Below are 16,639 nucleotides of genomic sequence, written 5' to 3'. Positions count from 1 at the left end.
GATCCTCACTCGAAGCCCGGGCCGTGCAGCGGTTCGCCGAAGCGCATCGCCAGACTCAACAGCGGGTCTACGGTACGCACGGCGAGTTCAACCCGCTCGGGCAACGATCCCGTCAACAGCACCCACGAGTGTCCGGCGGCCGTGAGCGCATCGGCGAACCAGCCGGTCATGGCCGCCCGGATCTCCAGGTCGCCCTCGCGCATCCCGTCGTCGTGCCACGGCACGTCGGCGTGGTCGGTGAGCAGATAGACCGCGCGCCGCGGTACCCGCGTCCACGGCTGATCGCTGCGTGCGGCCGGCCCGAGGTAACGACGCTCCCACACCGAGGTGGCGAATGCGTCGGTGTCGCACAACAGGATCGGTGAACCGGCGCGGGCCGCGGCCTCCTCCCGGCGACTCTGTTCGGTCCCGATGGCATCGAAATCTGCGTGGCCCCAGGTCAATTCGGTAACCGCACGGTCGGGCTGGCGCTGCCACACCACCGCGGTGTGTTCCCGGCCGTATTCCTCGACGGCGCGGGTCGTGGCCCAGACACCGCCGCGCGCGCAGTAGTGCTGCTGCAGCCTGGTGGCGACAGTCGTCGTCCCGGTCGACTCGGCGCCGAGCACGACGACGCGCGTGGTGAGCCCCGCACGGGTGGCCGGGGCCAGCTCGAGCCACCGTCCCGCGAGGTCGCGGCGGACGGCCGAGGCGCTGACCGGGCTGCGGGTGATCCGCACGCACGCGGCGTCGAACCAGCGCGCCAGCTCGTCGCCGTAGTCGTCGCCGCAGAACACTGCGTCGACCTCGGGAGGGCAGCCCGCGGCCCGCAATCCGGCCCGCATGGCCGCCACCTGAGCGGCCCACACGCGTTGATCGGTGACGTCCAGCGGTGCGTCGCACGGGATCCCGGCAACGGTGACGTTGCTCTGGGCGCTGTGGGTGTCACGGAGCCAGGCCACGCGGTCGGCCAGCGGTATGGTTTCCGGCGCGGCCGCCATCACCAGCACACTCACCCGGTCACAACGGGCGGCGGCGGCCTCGATCACGGCGTGGTGCCCGCGGTGCGGCGGATAGAACTTGCCGATGAACAGGCCGTGCCCGAACTCGCTCACGCCACCCGCACCTTGCGCCAGGACTGCAACCCGGACAGGCACAGTGCCAGGAACACCACGTAGATCGCCGCGGTCAGGTTGAGATCGCGGCTCAGGTAGAGCGGCACGTAGATGCAGTCCGCGGCGATCCAGAAGTACCAGGTCTGCAGGTACTTGCCGTTCAGCAGCCACTGCGCCACCAACGACAGGGACGTGGTGAGCGCGTCGAGAAACGGGGCAGAATCGTGCGCCGCCCGCAGGATGACCGTCAGCGCCGCCGTCGCGGCCACGACAACGCCTATGCACCAACCGATTTGGTCCGGGCGGGCCCGGGTGACCACCAAGGGGGTGCGGCCCGCGTTGCCGTACCGCCACTGCCACCACCCGGCGAATCCCAGGGCGATGTAGAGCACCTGCAGCCCGGCGTCGGCCCACAGCCGGGCCGAGGCGAACAGCACCAGGAAGAACACGCAATTGGCGATGCCGACCGGGAAGTTGGCGATGTGGCGGCGCACGGTCAGCGCCACACACGCCCCGCCGGTGACGAAACCCAGCAGCTCGGCCCAACTCACGGCGTCACCGCCCAATACGAACAGCGTGGCATTGAGCGGCTGCACCAACTGCGCCAGCCAGTCCAGCATCGACCCTCCCCCCGGTTCTCGCGTCGAGACTAACCGGGCTTGCTGGGACGGCCGATACTGGTGAGGCCGGAGTGTCCTACTGCTGGTTCTGCATGGCCGCGGCGATCTCCTCGGGGCTCACCTCGCGCACCGGCTGACCCAGCGACCACTGATGTCCGAACGGATCACGCACCATGCCGTAGCGGTCGCCCCAGAACTGGTCCTCCAGCGGCATGACGACCTCGGCGCCAGCCTCGACCGCCTGCGCGAACTTGGACTCGACGTCGGTGACGGTCAGATGGATGGTGACGGGTGTGCCGCCGAGGGCCTTCGGCGTCGTCGACTTGCCGCCGTTGAACTCGGGGAAATCGTCGTTGAGCATCACGGTGGAGCCGTTGATGGTGAGTGCGGCGTGGATGAGCTTGCCGTCGGGACCGGGTACCCGGCCGAGCTCGGTGGCACCGAATGCCTTGACGTAGAAGTCGATGGCGGCTGCGGCGTCGTCGACGACCAGATGCGGCAACACTGCGGGGGTTACTTCGATGGCCATAGGGTGGACTCCTGTCTCATTGTGGGCGGACCCCAATGCAGACCCGCCGGGCGGACGGATCTCATCGCGGCTCTCCCCATGCAAGCACGGGAGTCTGACATTCAGGTGACGGAGAAGGGCTGCGGCAACGGGGTCCGGCCGGTCAACGCCCGCAGCACGGTGTCGCCCTCGCCCAGCGCTACCGAGATGCGGGTGGCCAACACCGCTGCCGCCTCCAGCGCCTCGGACGGCAGGTCTGCCGTCACGCCCGCTGCCGCGGCGATGTCGAGGCTGTGCACGGTCAGCTCGAAGATGCGGGTCTGCAGGTAGGCGCTCAACCGGATGCCCAGACCGCCGATCACCGCGATCAAGGGGTCGCCCGCGTCGTCGACGTCGGCGAGGGCCCGTGCCGACAGCTGCTCGATGGCGGCGACGGGGTTGTCACCCAGATCCCGGCCCGCCTGCCTGCCGCGCTCCACGATGGCCGCGGCGCCACTGCTGGACATGTAGTCGCGGATCTTCACGTAGTACTCGACCGCACTGGACACGTCCTCGTGGGTGGCGGGGGTGCGCAGATACGTGCTGACCGTGACGAACGACCGTGAGGTATGGCCGATCAGGGCGCGCATGTCCCACTCGCCCAGGCCGGGCCCGTCCCATGCCGCGGCGGGGAGCGACTGCACCAGCCGCGTGAAAGCCTGTGCCGCCGAAGCGAATACGTCGGCCGTCACACCGAGGCCGCTCGCGCCACGGCCAGCTCGTCCCAGCCGGGGACGTCCTGCACGCTGCGCGGATCGGGGCCGACGTAGATGGCCGCGGGCCGCACCAGCTTGCCGAGGCGTTTCTGTTCGAGGATGTGCGCACACCAGCCGGCGGTACGGCCGCAGGTGAACATCGCGGGCATCATCTTCGCCGGCACTCGGGCGAAGTCCAGGATGACCGCGGCCCAGAACTCGACATTGGTCTCGATGGCCCGATCTGGCCTGCGTTCACGCAACTCGGCGAGCGCGGCCTGTTCCAGTGCGGCGGCCACCTCGAAGCGAGGTGCTTCCAGCCGTTTGGCGGTGGCCCGCAGCACCCGGGCCCGGGGGTCCTCGGCGCGGTACACCCGGTGGCCGAAGCCCATCAGTTTGCCGCCGCTGTCCAGGATCGACTTGACCACCGCGCGGGCGTCGCCGGTGCGCTCGACCTCCTCGATCATCGGCAGCACGCGAGCAGGTGCGCCACCGTGCAGCGGACCGCTCATCGCGCCGACCGCGCCGGACAACGCCGCGGCCACGTCGGCCCCGGTTGACGCGATCACCCGGGCGGTGAACGTCGAGGCGTTCATCCCGTGCTCGGCCGCGGTCACCCAGTAGGCGTCGATGGCCTCGACGTGCCGGGGATCCGGCTCGCCCTGCCAGCGGGTCATGAAACGTGCTGTGACAGTGGTGCATTCATCGATCTGGCGCTGGGGCACCGCGGGTTGGTAGATGCCCCTGGCGGATTGCGCGACGTAGGAGAGGGCCATCACCGATGCGCGGGCCAGCTGATCGCGCGCGGTCTGGTCGTCGATATCGAGCAGCGGCGCGTAGCCCCAGATCGGGGCCAGCATCGCCAGCCCGGCCTGGACATCGACCCGCACGTCGCCGCTGTGGATGGGCAGGGGGAACGGCTCGGCGGGCGGCAGGCCGGTGCCGAAGCGGCCGTCGACCAGCAGTCCCCACACGTCGCCGAAGGTGACGTGTCGGCTGACGAGTTCTTCGATGTCCACACCGCGGTAGCGCAGCGCGCCACCGTCCTTGTCCGGTTCGGCGATCTCGGTGGTGAAGGCGACAACGCCTTCGAGGCCGGCGACGAACTCTTCCGGTACGGGATTCATGCGCGATCCGCCTTCGGCTCCTCGCTGACGCTCATGGGCCCGATTCTCGCACCCCGGGCGGGCGTAGCGTGGGCGCGGTGGCAACTCCGGACAATCATGATCTGGCGGCGATGCGGGTCGAGTATGTGGAGAAGGACGGCTGCGGCGACCTCGACGCTGATTGGCTCGGCGACGATCCCGCGACAGGCTGGCTGACGCTTCTGCGTACCTGGCTCGGCGATGCCCAGCGGGCCGGGCTGGCCGAGCCCAACGCCATGGTGGTCGGCACGGTCGACGCGCAGGGAAGGCCCGTGACCCGCACGGTGTTGTGCAAGGGCGTGGACGAATCCGGCATCACCTTCTTCACCAATTACGACTCCGCCAAAGGCGAGCAGTTGGCCGCCAACCCGTATGCGTCGGCCACCTTCCCGTGGTTCGGCCTGGGCAGGCAGGTGCACGTCCGCGGTCCGGTGAGCAAGGTGTCGGCCGACGCGACCGCCGAATACTGGTCCAAGCGACCCCGTGGATCGCAGCTCGGCGCATGGGCGTCGCACCAGTCCTTTCCCATCGGATCGCGCGCCGAGCTCATGGACCAACTGGCCGAGGTCACCGAGCGGTTCGCCGAACTCGACCAGGTCCCGGTCCCGCCGAATTGGGGCGGCTACCTGATCAGCCCGGAGGTGGTCGAGTTCTGGCAGGGCCGGGAGAACCGGGTACACAACCGGATTCGCGTCCAGGACGGCCGCGCGCAACGCCTCCAGCCGTAGTGCGAAAGTTCTTCGCCGACACCACCCCGCTGCGCAACCCCGACTTCCGGCGCTTGTGGGTGGCAGGCATACCGACCGTCATCGGCGCCAATCTGACGATCTTCGCGGTGCCGGTGCAGCTCTACGTGCTCACCCAGAACTCGGCCTACGTCGGACTGGCCGGGTTGTTCGCCCTGGTGCCCCTGGTGGTGTTCGGGCTGTGGGGCGGCGCGTGGGCCGACGCGATGGACCGCAGGCTGCTGCTCATCATCGCTTCGGTCGGACTGGCCGTCGCATCCGTGCTGTTGTGGGTGCAGGCCGCGCTGGCCATGAACAACGTGTGGGTGGTGCTCGGCCTGCTGTCGGTGCAGCAGGCGTTCTTCGCGATCAACAGCCCGACCCGCTCGGCGGCGATCCCGCGGATGCTGCCCGGCGAACAACTGCCCGCCGCGAACTCACTGAACATGACGGTCTTCCAGTTCGGTGCCATCGTCGGCCCGCTGCTGGCCGGGCTGCTGCTGAGTTGGGTGGACCTGTCCACGCTGTACCTCATCGACGCGCTGACGTGCCTGGCGCCGATCTGGGCCACGTTCCGGCTCGCACCGATACCGGCCACCAACACCGAGCAGGGTTCGGCGCGCTGGGGATTCGCTGCCGTGCTGGACGGCTTGCGGTATCTGGCGGGCAACCGGGTCGTGCTGATGTCGTTCGTCGTCGACCTCATCGCCATGATCTTCGGCATGCCGCGGGCGCTGTTCCCTCAGATGGCACACGAGAGCTTCGGCGGCCCGGTGGAGGGCGGAACGGTCATGGCGCTGCTTGCCGCCGCGATGTCCGCAGGCGCGGTGCTCGGCGGCGTGTTCTCGGGCTGGCTGCCGCGGATCCGCAGGCAGGGCCTGGCCGTCGTGTGGTCGATCGTGGCCTGGGGCCTGGCGATGGTCGGTTTCGGCGTCGCAGGTGGGATGGCCCACGGCCACGCCGGGATGCTGTTGTGGATTGCGTTGGCGTTCTTGGCGATTGGCGGGGCGGCCGACATGGTGTCGGCGGCGTTCCGATCGACGATCCTGCAACAGGCCGCGTCCGACGATGTGCGGGGACGGTTGCAGGGCGTCTTCACGGTCGTCGTCGCGGGCGGCCCGCGGCTCGCCGACGCGGCGCACGGTGGGGTCGCGGCGATGGTCGGCACCACGGTGGCCGCGGCGGGCGGCGGAGCACTCGTCGTCGTCGGCGTCGTCGTCGCTGCCTTAGCGGTGCCCGCGTTCGTGCGGTACCGGGTGGCACCCGTCTGGGCGCCCGACGACCTGCGAGATCCCGACAAGGTGTGAACAGTCGGCAGCGGTTGTCATTTATTTGCGAAATCATCGACTTCGGGGCGATAGCATGCCGGACGTGGCGGAACTGGTCGGGACGGCCTATGTCGGTTTACGTGAACGTAAGAAACAGCGCACCCGGGCGACATTGATCGACGCGGCAATCGAGTTGTGTAACCGGCAGGGGTTCGAGGCGACCACCGTCGACCAGATCGCTGCCGCGGCCGAGGTGTCGCCGCGGACGTTCAGTCGGTACTTCTCGACCAAGGACGCCGTGATGCTGGCGTTCATCGACGAGGTGGTCGAGATGATCGCGATCGAACTGGCCCGGCAACCGGACGGCATCAGCGACATCGAGGCGCTGTACCGGGCGCACGTGAAGGCGTTCGCGGACACCAAGTCTGCGCCGCCGAACCGGCTGACGGCCGATCGGTTGCTCGCCTCGGCGCGCATCCTCACGTCGTCGGCTGCGCTGATGCACGCCGCATCCCAGTTCCGGTTCGACGCGGTCAACGCGGAGCTGGCCAGGCGCATGGGTGTGCCGCGCGACGACCAGCGGTTGATGCTGACCGCGGCCGTGTGGACGTCGATCATCATGTCCGGGCTGGCACGGCTCGGTGCGACGGTCGATTGGGACACTGTGACGGTCGATGACGTGATCGCGGCTGTGCATTCCACGTACGCCGAGTTTCTTGAGGTGACGGCGGGCGTGCAGCGCCCGGCGTGACTGGTTGGTAGCCCCCCGCGGGCAACGCCGACCGAATGCGACTACCTTTTGGTAGAGCAGTCGTAGGTTCGCAACGACTTCCCAAACGAGGACGAAGGGAATCCCGTGGCCGAAAACCCGTCGAGTGGGCAGGAGCACGCCACCCTCAAGTACCCCGGTGGCGAGCTTGATCTGGAAATCGTCAAGGCCACCGAGGGCTCGGATGGCATCGCGTTGGGGCCTTTGCTGTCGAAGACTGGGTACACCACCTTCGACGGCGGCTTCGTCAATACCGCCTCCACCAAATCGGCCATCACCTACATCGACGGTGACGCCGGCATCCTGCGGTACCGGGGTATCCCCATCGAGCAGTTGGCGGAGAAGTCCAACTTCATCGAGGTCAGCTATCTGTTGATCTACGGCGAGCTGCCGACCGCCGAGGAGTTGGAGCAGTTCACCAACCGGATCCAGCGGCACACGCTGCTGCACGAGGATCTCAAGAGGTTCTTCGACGGGTTCCCGCGCAACGCGCACCCCATGCCGGTGCTGTCCAGCGCGGTCAACGCGCTGAGTGCCTACTACCAGGATTCGTTGGATCCGCTCGACAAGAAGCAGGTCGAGCTTTCCACGATCCGGCTGCTGGCGAAGCTGCCGACCATTGCCGCCTACGCGTACAAGAAGTCCGAGGGGCAGCCGTTCCTGTACCCGGACAACTCGCTGAGCCTGGTGGAGAACTTCCTGCGGATGACGTTCGGCTTCCCCGCCGAGCCGTATGAGGTGGATCCCGAGATCGTCCGCGCTCTGGACATGCTGTTGATCCTGCATGCCGATCACGAGCAGAACTGCTCGACATCGACTGTGCGCCTGGTCGGCTCGTCGCAGGCCAACCTGTTCACGTCGATCTCCGGTGGCATCAACGCGCTGTGGGGCCCGCTGCACGGCGGCGCCAACCAGGCCGTGTTGGAGATGCTGGAGAAGATCCGCAAGGAGCACGGCGACGTCCGTGACTTCGTCAAGAAGGTCAAGAACCGCGAGGATGGCGTGAAGCTGATGGGCTTCGGGCACCGCGTGTACAAGAACTACGATCCGCGGGCGCGCATCGTCAAGGAGCAGGCCGACAAGATCCTCGGCAAGCTCGGTGGCGACGACGAACTGCTGGCCATCGCCAAGTCGCTCGAAGAGGTCGCGCTGACCGACGATTTCTTCGTCGAGCGCAAGCTGTACCCGAACGTCGACTTCTACACCGGCGTGATCTACCGGGCGATGGGTTTCCCGACGCGGATGTTCACCGTGCTGTTCGCGCTGGGCCGACTGCCGGGCTGGATCGCGCACTGGCGGGAGATGCATTCGGAGCCGGGCAAGATCGGCCGTCCGCGGCAGGTCTACACGGGCTACACCGAGCGCGACTACCTCGACATCGGCACCCGCTGACATTTCTTTCGCCGACCAGTCCCCCGCAAGCGGGAGGTGCCCCCAGCCAAGGTCCCCCAAAACGCCGGTTTTGGGGGACCTTGGCGTCTGCTCGCGCAACGGCGGCTAGCGCACTGGCAGCGCGACGCCTCCGGTGAGCGCCAGCAACTGCGGATAGGTCAGCGGCATCACCGAGTCGGCGGTGCCCGCGGCGGTCCACACCATCGGGTAGCCGGCCAGTGTTTCGTCGACCACGGTCCGCAGCTGCATCGGATGGCCGGTGGGCGCGACGCCGCCGATCACCTGACCGGTCGCCGTCAGCACCAGCTTCGGGTTCGCCTTGCTGATGGTCGTGGCGCCGAGGTGGCGGGCCAGCACATCGGTGTCCACCCGGGCCGCCCCGCTGGCCATGACCAGCAGCGGCTCGCCGTCGCAGTCGAACACCAGGCTGTTGGCGATCGCGCCGACCTCGCAGCCCAGCTGCTCGGCCGCGGCGGCGGCGGTCTTCGCGGCGGCGGCCAGGATTCGGATGGCTGGTTCGATGCCCGCGGCGGCGACGGCCGCGGCAACCCGGGTATTCCGTTCGTTCACGGTGACGATTCTCTCTGACGACGATCTTGCCCGCGACAGAGTTGTAGTTTCACAATAGTTGTGTGAATGAAACTGTCGTCCGGTCGCTGAGCCCGCGGCGCAAGGCCATCATCCTGGTCTCCTGCTGCCTGAGTCTGCTGATCGTGTCGATGGACGCCACCATCGTCAACGTCGCCATCCCGAGCATCCGGTCCGATTTCGACGCATCGCCTTCACAGCTGCAATGGGTGATCGACGTGTACACCCTGGTGCTCGCCTCGCTGCTGCTGCTGTCCGGCGCGACGGCTGACCGGTTCGGCCGTCGGCGCACCTTCCAGTTGGGTCTGACCGTCTTCGCGCTGGCCTCCCTGCTGTGCAGCCTGGCACCCAATATCGAATTGCTCATCGCGGCCCGGTTCCTGCAGGCCATCGGCGGCTCGATGCTCAACCCCGTCGCCATGTCGATCATCACGCAGGTGTTCACCGGCCGCGTCGAACGGGCCCGAGCCGTCGGCGTGTGGGGCGGCGTGGTCGGCATCTCGATGGCGCTGGGCCCCATCGTCGGCGGCGCGCTCATCGAATATGTCAACTGGCGCTCGGTGTTCTGGATCAACCTGCCCATCTGCGCGCTGGCCGTCCTGCTGACCGCCATCTTCGTGCCGGAGTCGAAATCCTCGACGATGCGCGACGTCGATCCGATCGGCCAGGCTCTGGGCGTGGCGTTTCTGTTCGGTGTCGTCTTCGTGTTGATCGAGGGCCCGGGCTATGGCTGGACCGATCCCCGCACGCTCGGTGTCGGCGCTGTCGCACTGATCGCCTTCGCAGCCTTCCTGCGCTACGAGGCCCGCCGTCGCGACCCGTTCATCGATCTTCGGTTTTTCCGCAGTGTCCCGTTCGCATCAGCCACAGTGGTCGCGGTGTGCGCGTTCGCCGCGTACGGTGCGTTCCTGTTCATGATGTCGCTGTACCTGCAGGGCGAACGGGGCTATTCGGCCATGCACACCGGTCTGATCTATCTACCGGTCGCCGTTGGCGCACTGATCTTTTCGCCGCTGTCGGGGCGCCTCGTGGGCCGGTTCGGCAGCCGGCCGTCGTTGTTGGTGGCAGGCACGATGATCACCGCGGCGACGCTCATGCTGACCCGGCTGACGGCGCACACCCCGGTGTGGCAGCTGCTGGTTATCTTCGCGGTCTTCGGGATCGGCTTTGCGACCGTCAACGCGCCGATCACCACCGCCGCCGTGAGCGGTATGCCGCTGGACCGGGCCGGCGCGGCATCCGCGGTGGCGTCCACCAGCCGCCAGGTGGGTGTCAGCATCGGTGTGGCGCTGTGCGGGTCGGTGGCGGGAACGGCACTGGCTGGATCTCTCAAGACCGGGGCCGATTTCGCGGTCGCCGCCCGGCCGCTGTGGTTCGTCTGTGCCGCACTGGGTTTGGTGATCGTGGGCCTCGGCATCGTGTCCACCACGCCGTGGGCGCTGCGGTCAGCGGAGAAACTGGCCCCGCTGATCGGTGAACATCACCGTCCGTCGGAGGTGGCCCATGTCGGCTGAACAGATGCCGATGCCTGGCACGCAGACCGCTGCCGATGAGGTGTGGCGGGCGCTGACGACCCTAGTGTTCGACAACCGCGACAGTTGGAAGCGGGCGGTGATCGAGCGCAGCGGCCTGCCGTTCAGCCGCATCCGGATCCTGCGCCGGTTGGCCCGGCAGCCGATGACGGTCAAGCAGGTCGCCCACGCCGCAACGGTCGACGCGCCTGCCGCGACCGTGGCGGTCAACGATCTCGAGGAACGCGGCCTGGTGATCCGTACCGTCGACCCGGCCAACCGGCGCTGTAAGACGGTGTCGCTGACCGATGCGGGCCGCGCCGTGCTGGAGCAGATCGACGCGGTCGAGGACCCGGCACCGGACGTGCTGGCGGGCCTGGGTGCCGACGATCTCGACGCGCTGCTGACGATCCTGGCGAAGATCACGCCGAGCTGATCAGACCGACACCCCGCAACGCGGTGCGCAGCACGCCGATCCGGCCCTGCAGTGTGCGTTGAGCAGTCCGGGCCTGGCGGCCCGTCGCGGTGAACTCGGCATCGATCCGCACGCGCTCGGCGGCGGGCACAGTGAACGACAACGCCGTGATGGTGATCCGGCGCCGATGCAGATCCGCGGCGAACCGCAGCAAGGTTTGCGTGTGATCGCTCGAGTCGAACTCCACGGTCAACGCGTGTGCCTCACAACGTTCCATGTCACATCCCGGACCCGGCCGCGCGCATCCGTTCCTGCACGATGTCGCGGGCCGCCTGGCCTGCGGACATGTTGAGCTGACGAGTGCGGCCGAGGATCTCCCGAACGGTGTCTCCGATCGCGACAACCTGGGCCGCCGCCTGTTCTCTGGTGACCCGCCGGATCTCACCTGCGACCTGAATGAGACCGCCGCCGTTGGCGACATAGTCCGGCACCCAGGTGATTCCGCGGTTGTTCAGTAGTTGTTCGATACCGTCATGCGCGAGTTGATTGTTGGCCGCTCCGCACACGATGCGCGCCGAAAGGTCCGGCACGGACGCATCGTTCAGCGTTGCCCCCAATGCGCACGGCGCGTAGATGTCGACCGGTGCGTCGATGACCCGGTCCAGCACCGTAACGCCATCGAACTCAGAACGGATCCGGTCCAGTGCCGCGCTGTCGACGTCGCAGACCGACACGTCCGCGCCGGCCCCGGTGAGCAGCCGCACCAGGTGGTAGCCGACCTTGCCCGTTCCCTCCACGCCGACCCGGCGCCCGCTCAGATCGCTGCTGCCCCAAACGGATTCGGCGGCAGCCAGGATCGAGTGGAATACGCCGAGCGCGGTCAGCGGCGCACTGTCACCCGACCCGCCGTGCGCGGTGGTTCGTGCCGCGACATGGCGGGTGCAGCGGCCGATGATGTCCATGTCCTCGGACGTGGTTCCCACGTCGCCTGCGGTGATGTAGCGGCCGCCGAGGCTGTCGACGAATCGTCCATGTGCTTCCAGCAATTCGGGAGTCTTGATCCGCTTGGGGTCTCCGATGATGACGGACTTGCCACCGCCGAGGCCGAGACCCGCGATCGCGGCTTTGTAGGTCATACCCCGCGACAGCCGCAGCACGTCGGTCAATGCGGTGCTCTCGTCGGGATAGGGGTAGAACCGGGTGCCGCCCAGCGACGGACCGAGAGCGGTGGAATGGATCGCGATGATGGCCTTCAGGCCGCTGCGCTCGTCGCGGCAGAAGATCACCTGCTCGTGTGAGACATCGTCGGAAAAATCGGGTCGATCGAAGACATGGCTGCTGGTCTGCATGGTCAATCCTCTCGGCTGTGATCCGCCGGGGCAGGTCGGAAGGGGGACGTCGAAACTCGTTGCGCCGGTTTCATATCGGCAACCCGGGTCGCTCGACTCCGACGATGCGGGCGCCGCGGAAGAAACGGAGAAGCTCGGCGTCACCGTGGGCTCCGACACCGCTGGCGCCCCAGAAGCCCTGGGTGGACTCCGGAACCAGATCCAAGACGCTGGTGCCGTTGATCTTGACCTCCCCGCAGTCCAATTCGGCACCGAGCGCCATTGCCTGCTCGACATCGCTGCTGAACACATAGCCGGCCAGGCCGGTGCTGCGGGAGTTGGCCAGCGCAAGAGCGGCGGCGTCGTCGCTCACCCGATGCAGGGTGAGCACCGGCCCGAAGATCTCGTCCTTCGTCATCGCGGCAGGCGCGTGGTCGACGACGACGGGGGCGTGGAAGAAGCCGCCCGCATCCGGCACCGGTGTGACACCGTGCGCCACCCCGCCTGCGGCGACCAGCCTGGCCACCGCAGCCGAAACCTGTTGATACTGGCTGGCATGCGCCTGCGGTCCCATCTCGGCGGCCGGGTCGAGGCTGTGCCCCATGCGCACGGTGCGCAGCCGGTCGAGCAGCGCATCGAGCAGCGCGTCGCACCGGGAACCCACCACTGCCACACTGCCCGGGCTCTCGCACCACTGACCGTTGAGTTTGGTGAACCCGCTGACCAGTGCGTCGGCGGTGGCGTCGATGTCGGCATCCGTGCGCACGATCGCCGGGTTGTTGCTGCCGAGTTCGAGTTGCAGCGCTTTGCAGTCCGGGGCGGCGTCCTGGGCCACCGCCACCCCCGCAGCCCGGCCACCGGTGAACGACAACGCGCGGATACGACGGTCAGCGGCCAGTTGCCGCCCCACGTCAGGGCCGCCGTGCACCAACTGGAAGATCTCCAGGGGCAGGCCGGCCTCGGTGAGGGCCTGCTCGATGGCTTGGGCCACCAGTGCCGAACTGGCCGGGGCCCAGTTCGACGGCTTCGCGATCACCGGTGCCCCGGCAGCGAGAGCGAACGCAGTCTTCTTGGCGACGATGAAACTCGGTGCATTCCATGGCGCGATCACCGCCACCGGGCCCCACGGTAGGTACCGCAGCTGTACGGGCCGCCCTGCGGCAGCCGGGTCGTTCGTGCCGGGGTCTGCCTCAAGGTGGTCGGCGGCCGCGCACAACGCATCCGAAAGGCCTTGGGCGAACATCTCGGTCACTGACACCACGACACCGGTGTTGATGGCGTCGCAGCGGGCGATATCACCGGACAGGTCGGCCAGCAGGTCTGCCGTGCGGCGCAGTAGTGCGGCGCGCTCAGTCGCCGGGGTGCGCCGCCAGGTACCTGCGACGTGCAGGGCATCGGCCGCGGCAATAGCCCGGTCGACCTCGCCTGTATCGGTCTGCAGCTGACGCTGGAGAACGGCAGCGGTATTGGGGTCAACAAGGTCGGCGCCGAGGTCGTGTGTGGGCATCGACCAGCTACCGCAGACGAAGTCGCGTTGCGGCGCGAGTTCCGGTGCGGCCACGGCATTTCCAGTCATGTACGGTCACCTTTCGTGAGCCGGGCAGCCCGGTACGCGGTGGCGCTGGCTCGGCCACCCGCATACGGGCGGATCAGATGGTTTCGAAGTACCGGTCGCGGTCCCAGTCGCTGACCGCGCGGAGGAACTGCAGCCACTCGTGGCGGGCCACGGTGGCGTAGTGGCCGACCACTTCCTTGTCGAATGTGGTTGCGGCGAACAGGCTTTGCTCCAGGTGCTGGGCTGCTTCATCGAGCGTGAGGGGCAGCTCGCCGTGCGCTTCGGCGTATCCGTCACCCGTGCACGGAGGGCCGGGATCGATCTGTCGGGCCATGCCGTCGCGCATGCTCCCGAGTATCGCCGCGGATGCCAGATACGGGTTGACGTCGGCGCCCGGTAACCGCAACTCCAGCCGGTTGGCGTCCGGCCCGCCGGTGATCAACCGACATGTGGTTGTGCGGTTGTCGAATCCCCACGTCAACCCGTTGCCTGCGAAGTCGTGGCTGATGATGCGGCGCATCGAGTTCACTGTCGGCGCATAGAACAGCATGAGGTCGCAGGCACGGTCGAGCACCCCGGCGACCGCGTGCCGAAGCGGTGCGCTCGCGGTCCGGTCGGCTTCGGCGTCGTAGAACGGCCTGCTGCCATCCGATCCGCGTACCGAGGCATGGATGTGGCAGGACGAGCCCATGCCGTCGGTCAACGGTCGCGGCATGAAGGTGGCGGTCATGCCGTGTGCCCGGGCCAGATCGGCGACCGCACATTTGAACAGCACATGGCGGTCGGCGGTCTCGATCGCCTCGGCGTATTCGAGGTTGATCTCCCACTGCCCGAGCCCGTACTCCGCTTGGGCGACCTCGACCGGGACACCGCTGTCCTCCAAGGCGCTGCGGACCTGGCGGAAGAACGGCTCCATGGCGTTGCCCGCGCCGATCGCGTAGTCCGATCGGGTCAGCGTGGTCGGGTCGAGGTCACGGTATCCGTTGCGTCGCAGTTCGTCTGGTGTGCCGCGGTACAGGTGGAACTCGAGTTCGGTTGCGGTATAAGCAGTGAGCTGCTGGTCGGCAAGGGCCTGTACCTGACGCCGCAGGATGCTCCGCGGCGCCACCGGCAATGGCTCGCCGGACTCCTCGTCCACCGAATCGGCCAGGCAGATCGCCGTGCCCTCCAGCCAGGCCGCCCGGCGCAGTGTGGTCAGGTCCGGTAGCAGCCGGAAGTCGTGCCACCCGGTGTGCGCGCCGGCGAATTCCACTTTCAGGGTGTCCATGTCCTGGTTGACGTCCCAGGCGTACACGCACGTGCAGACGTGCAGGCCCTCGCCGAGAACGCGCTGAAAAGACCGGACGGGCAGGCGTTTTCCGAAGAGCCGCCCGTACATGTCGACGCCGGCGACGATCACGGTGTCGATGCCCTGGCCGCGCAGGTCCGTGATGTCGAGCAGCCCGGTCATCGGGTCAGCCACCCGCCGTCGACGGGAAGTTGCACGCCGCTGATGTACGAGGCGTCATCGGAGAGCAGGAAGGACACCGCCGCGGCCATGTCATCGGGCCTGCCGAGGCGCTTGACCAGCAGCCGGGACTCCATCACGGCCAGCACCTCGGGGCTGTTCAAGTCCACGCCGGGCAGGAAATTGGTGGGTACGGGGCCCGGGGCGATGGCGTTCACCCGGACGTTATAACGCGACAGCTCTACCGCCAGGGCCTTGGTCAGCATCTTCACACCGCCTTTGGAGGCGTTGTAATGCACTTGGGCGAACCCCTGTGAAGACACCACCACGTCGGCCTCGACTGTCGAAAGATTCACCACGGCACCGCGATTGGCCTTGCGGAAGTACGGTACCGCCAACTGGGTGGTGATGTACACGCCCTTGAGGTTGACGTCGAGCACCAGATCCCACTCGTCGTCGGTGAGGTCCTCCAGCGACGACATGGTGATCAGCCCGGCGTTGTTGACGAGGTAGTCGAAGCGTTGCCACTCGGTGGCGGTGGCTTCGAACGCGGCAGCGATCGCCTCGCGGTCGCGCACGTCGGCGGCCAAGGCCAGGGATTGGCCGCCGGATTCGGCGATGCTGTCGGCGGTTTCCTTCGCTCGGACGTGGTCGACGTCGACACACGCAACCTTTACGCCGTGGCCTGCGAGCCGCTCGGCGATGGCCCTACCGATACCGGATCCGGCACCGGTCACCAGCGCGACGCGGTTCTCATGCGATGACGACATCTTCCTCCTGCTTTCTGTTGGTGGTGCTGTGCTGTCTGGCGCTGTCGACCAACCAGTCGAACAGCGGGTCTGTCCCGTCGAGCATCTCGGGATGCCACTGGACCCCGACGACGGGTGCGTCGAGAGCTTCGATCGATTCGACGACACCGTCGGGGGCGCGCCCGGTGACGGCCAACCCGGTGCCCACCTCGTCCACTGCCTGGTGGTGCAGGCTGTTGACCCGGAGTCGCCTGCCATAGAGGCTGTGTGGCACTGAGTCGTCCACGAATTCGACGAGGTGCGAGCGATGGTTGCGCGGGTAGCCCAAGAAGCTATGGGCCTCACCGGAATCCGCGGGCAGATGCGCGACGAGTGTGCCACCGCGGTGGACATTGATCACCTGGTTGCCGCGGCAGATCCCGAGAACCGGGATGCCGCGCAGCCATGCGGCGCCGAGCACGGCGTGTTCGAACTCGTCGCGCAAGGGCTCAGCCGGCGTGGCGTGTGCACCGGGGGTGGCGCCGTAGCGGCGCGGATCGATGTCGGCCCCGCCGGAGAGCACCAGGCCATCGATCCGTGCGGTCACCTCGACGGGATCGCATTCCATGGTGAGCAGCACCGGCAGACCTCCTGCGGCGGATACTGCGGTCGAATAGTCGACGAAGAACGTCTCGACCAATGCATCCCGGACTACCGGCACCGCCAGTGGGCCTGCGGGCTGTCTGCGTCCGGTAATGCCGATCACTGGGCGACGCGGGTAGTGATCCACATCTCGATGGGTCATTGGACTG

Annotated in this window: 18 protein-coding genes; 6 read left to right on the top strand and 12 right to left on the bottom strand. The window is 67.6% G+C overall.

Going from position 1 to position 16,639, the window contains the following annotated elements; translation table 11 throughout:
- Positions 1–5: 5 nt before the first annotated feature.
- The 5 genes from RMCB_RS03375 to RMCB_RS03355 form a co-directional block, all read right to left on the bottom strand.
- On the bottom strand, positions 6–1,094 hold the full coding sequence (locus RMCB_RS03375; protein ID WP_062827621.1) for an AAA family ATPase: 1,089 nt from the start codon (positions 1,092–1,094) through the stop codon (positions 6–8).
- Complete coding sequence (pnuC, locus tag RMCB_RS03370) at positions 1,091–1,714, bottom strand: nicotinamide riboside transporter PnuC (protein WP_062827620.1); 624 nt, start codon at positions 1,712–1,714, stop codon at positions 1,091–1,093. The genes RMCB_RS03375 and pnuC overlap by 4 nt, the downstream gene beginning before the upstream one ends.
- A gap of 76 nt (positions 1,715–1,790) precedes the next feature.
- Complete coding sequence (locus RMCB_RS03365; RefSeq protein ID WP_062827619.1) at positions 1,791–2,243, bottom strand: VOC family protein; 453 nt, start codon at positions 2,241–2,243, stop codon at positions 1,791–1,793.
- Between the two features lie 101 nt (positions 2,244–2,344).
- Positions 2,345–2,953, bottom strand: coding sequence for a maleylpyruvate isomerase N-terminal domain-containing protein (locus tag RMCB_RS03360; protein ID WP_062827618.1), 609 nt, complete (start codon positions 2,951–2,953; stop codon positions 2,345–2,347).
- Complete coding sequence (locus RMCB_RS03355; protein ID WP_062827617.1) at positions 2,950–4,083, bottom strand: citrate synthase 2; 1,134 nt, start codon at positions 4,081–4,083, stop codon at positions 2,950–2,952. The genes RMCB_RS03360 and RMCB_RS03355 overlap by 4 nt, the downstream gene beginning before the upstream one ends.
- A gap of 110 nt (positions 4,084–4,193) precedes the next feature.
- Between RMCB_RS03355 and pdxH the strand changes: the two genes are divergently transcribed.
- The 4 genes from pdxH to RMCB_RS03335 all read left to right on the top strand — a co-directional run bounded on the left by pdxH (position 4,194) and on the right by RMCB_RS03335 (position 8,255).
- Positions 4,194–4,829, top strand: a complete 636-nt coding sequence (gene pdxH, locus RMCB_RS03350) for a pyridoxamine 5'-phosphate oxidase (RefSeq protein WP_062827740.1) — start codon at positions 4,194–4,196, stop codon at positions 4,827–4,829.
- Complete coding sequence (locus RMCB_RS03345) at positions 4,829–6,133, top strand: MFS transporter (RefSeq protein ID WP_062827616.1); 1,305 nt, start codon at positions 4,829–4,831, stop codon at positions 6,131–6,133. Before pdxH ends, RMCB_RS03345 begins: the two co-directional genes overlap by 1 nt.
- Before the next feature lie 64 nt (positions 6,134–6,197).
- Positions 6,198–6,845, top strand: a complete 648-nt coding sequence (locus RMCB_RS03340; protein WP_407662102.1) for a TetR family transcriptional regulator — start codon at positions 6,198–6,200, stop codon at positions 6,843–6,845.
- 105 nt (positions 6,846–6,950) lie between these two features.
- Positions 6,951–8,255: a citrate synthase gene (locus RMCB_RS03335; protein ID WP_062827614.1), complete on the top strand. Its 1,305-nt coding sequence runs from the start codon at positions 6,951–6,953 to the stop codon at positions 8,253–8,255.
- 105 nt (positions 8,256–8,360) lie between these two features.
- Here RMCB_RS03335 and RMCB_RS03330 read toward each other — a convergent pair whose 3' ends face one another.
- On the bottom strand, positions 8,361–8,825 hold the full coding sequence (locus RMCB_RS03330) for a YbaK/EbsC family protein (RefSeq protein WP_201028223.1): 465 nt from the start codon (positions 8,823–8,825) through the stop codon (positions 8,361–8,363).
- Between the two features lie 62 nt (positions 8,826–8,887).
- On the opposite strand from RMCB_RS03330, the gene RMCB_RS03325 reads away from it, so the two are divergent.
- Both RMCB_RS03325 and RMCB_RS03320 read left to right on the top strand, forming a co-directional pair.
- A complete protein-coding gene (locus RMCB_RS03325; protein ID WP_062827612.1) occupies positions 8,888–10,357 on the top strand; it encodes an MFS transporter in 1,470 nt (489 codons plus the stop codon).
- The gene (locus RMCB_RS03320; RefSeq protein WP_109784158.1) at positions 10,347–10,790 is read left to right on the top strand and encodes a MarR family winged helix-turn-helix transcriptional regulator; all 444 of its coding nucleotides are present in this window, start codon (positions 10,347–10,349) and stop codon (positions 10,788–10,790) included. Before RMCB_RS03325 ends, RMCB_RS03320 begins: the two co-directional genes overlap by 11 nt.
- Here the strand turns inward: RMCB_RS03320 and RMCB_RS03315 are convergent.
- The 6 genes from RMCB_RS03315 to RMCB_RS03290 all read right to left on the bottom strand — a co-directional run bounded on the left by RMCB_RS03315 (position 10,777) and on the right by RMCB_RS03290 (position 16,632).
- Positions 10,777–11,046, bottom strand: coding sequence for a hypothetical protein (locus RMCB_RS03315; protein ID WP_062827611.1), 270 nt, complete (start codon positions 11,044–11,046; stop codon positions 10,777–10,779). The genes RMCB_RS03320 and RMCB_RS03315 overlap by 14 nt on opposite strands.
- 1 nt (position 11,047) lies before the next feature.
- The gene (locus RMCB_RS03310; RefSeq protein ID WP_062827610.1) at positions 11,048–12,118 is read right to left on the bottom strand and encodes a Leu/Phe/Val dehydrogenase; all 1,071 of its coding nucleotides are present in this window, start codon (positions 12,116–12,118) and stop codon (positions 11,048–11,050) included.
- A 70-nt stretch (positions 12,119–12,188) separates the two neighbouring features.
- Entirely contained in the window at positions 12,189–13,673 is a 1,485-nt protein-coding gene (locus tag RMCB_RS03305) for an aldehyde dehydrogenase family protein (protein WP_063979569.1), read from the bottom strand.
- 73 nt (positions 13,674–13,746) lie between these two features.
- A complete protein-coding gene (locus RMCB_RS03300; protein WP_234791977.1) occupies positions 13,747–15,114 on the bottom strand; it encodes a glutamine synthetase family protein in 1,368 nt (455 codons plus the stop codon).
- Positions 15,099–15,869 (bottom strand): SDR family NAD(P)-dependent oxidoreductase, encoded by a 771-nt coding sequence (locus RMCB_RS03295; RefSeq protein ID WP_062827607.1) that lies wholly within the window; start codon positions 15,867–15,869, stop codon positions 15,099–15,101. Before RMCB_RS03295 ends, RMCB_RS03300 begins: the two co-directional genes overlap by 16 nt.
- The gene (locus tag RMCB_RS03290; RefSeq protein WP_063979568.1) at positions 15,853–16,632 is read right to left on the bottom strand and encodes a gamma-glutamyl-gamma-aminobutyrate hydrolase family protein; all 780 of its coding nucleotides are present in this window, start codon (positions 16,630–16,632) and stop codon (positions 15,853–15,855) included. The genes RMCB_RS03295 and RMCB_RS03290 overlap by 17 nt, the downstream gene beginning before the upstream one ends.
- Positions 16,633–16,639 lie beyond the last annotated feature (7 nt).

The organism is Mycolicibacterium brisbanense (assembly GCF_001570425.1).
Classification (GTDB): domain Bacteria; phylum Actinomycetota; class Actinomycetes; order Mycobacteriales; family Mycobacteriaceae; genus Mycobacterium; species Mycobacterium brisbanense.
The sequence above is the reverse complement of the archived record's forward strand: the minus strand, read 5'-3'. Positions and strand labels throughout refer to the sequence as shown.

What these genes read in the sequence shown, in the direction of transcription:
- pnuC (WP_062827620.1), bottom strand. Translation starts at nt 1,714, where the DNA reads ATGCTGGACTGGCTGGCGCAGTTGGTGCAGCCGCTCAATGCCACGCTG.
- RMCB_RS03365 (WP_062827619.1), bottom strand. Translation starts at nt 2,243, where the DNA reads ATGGCCATCGAAGTAACCCCCGCAGTGTTGCCGCATCTGGTCGTCGAC.
- RMCB_RS03355 (WP_062827617.1), bottom strand. Translation starts at nt 4,083, where the DNA reads ATGAATCCCGTACCGGAAGAGTTCGTCGCCGGCCTCGAAGGCGTTGTC.
- pdxH (WP_062827740.1), top strand. Translation starts at nt 4,194, where the DNA reads ATGCGGGTCGAGTATGTGGAGAAGGACGGCTGCGGCGACCTCGACGCT.
- RMCB_RS03320 (WP_109784158.1), top strand. Translation starts at nt 10,347, where the DNA reads ATGTCGGCTGAACAGATGCCGATGCCTGGCACGCAGACCGCTGCCGAT.
- RMCB_RS03315 (WP_062827611.1), bottom strand. Translation starts at nt 11,046, where the DNA reads ATGGAACGTTGTGAGGCACACGCGTTGACCGTGGAGTTCGACTCGAGC.
- RMCB_RS03310 (WP_062827610.1), bottom strand. Translation starts at nt 12,118, where the DNA reads ATGCAGACCAGCAGCCATGTCTTCGATCGACCCGATTTTTCCGACGAT.
- RMCB_RS03305 (WP_063979569.1), bottom strand. Translation starts at nt 13,673, where the DNA reads ATGACTGGAAATGCCGTGGCCGCACCGGAACTCGCGCCGCAACGCGAC.
- RMCB_RS03295 (WP_062827607.1), bottom strand. Translation starts at nt 15,869, where the DNA reads ATGTCGTCATCGCATGAGAACCGCGTCGCGCTGGTGACCGGTGCCGGA.
- RMCB_RS03290 (WP_063979568.1), bottom strand. Translation starts at nt 16,632, where the DNA reads ATGACCCATCGAGATGTGGATCACTACCCGCGTCGCCCAGTGATCGGC.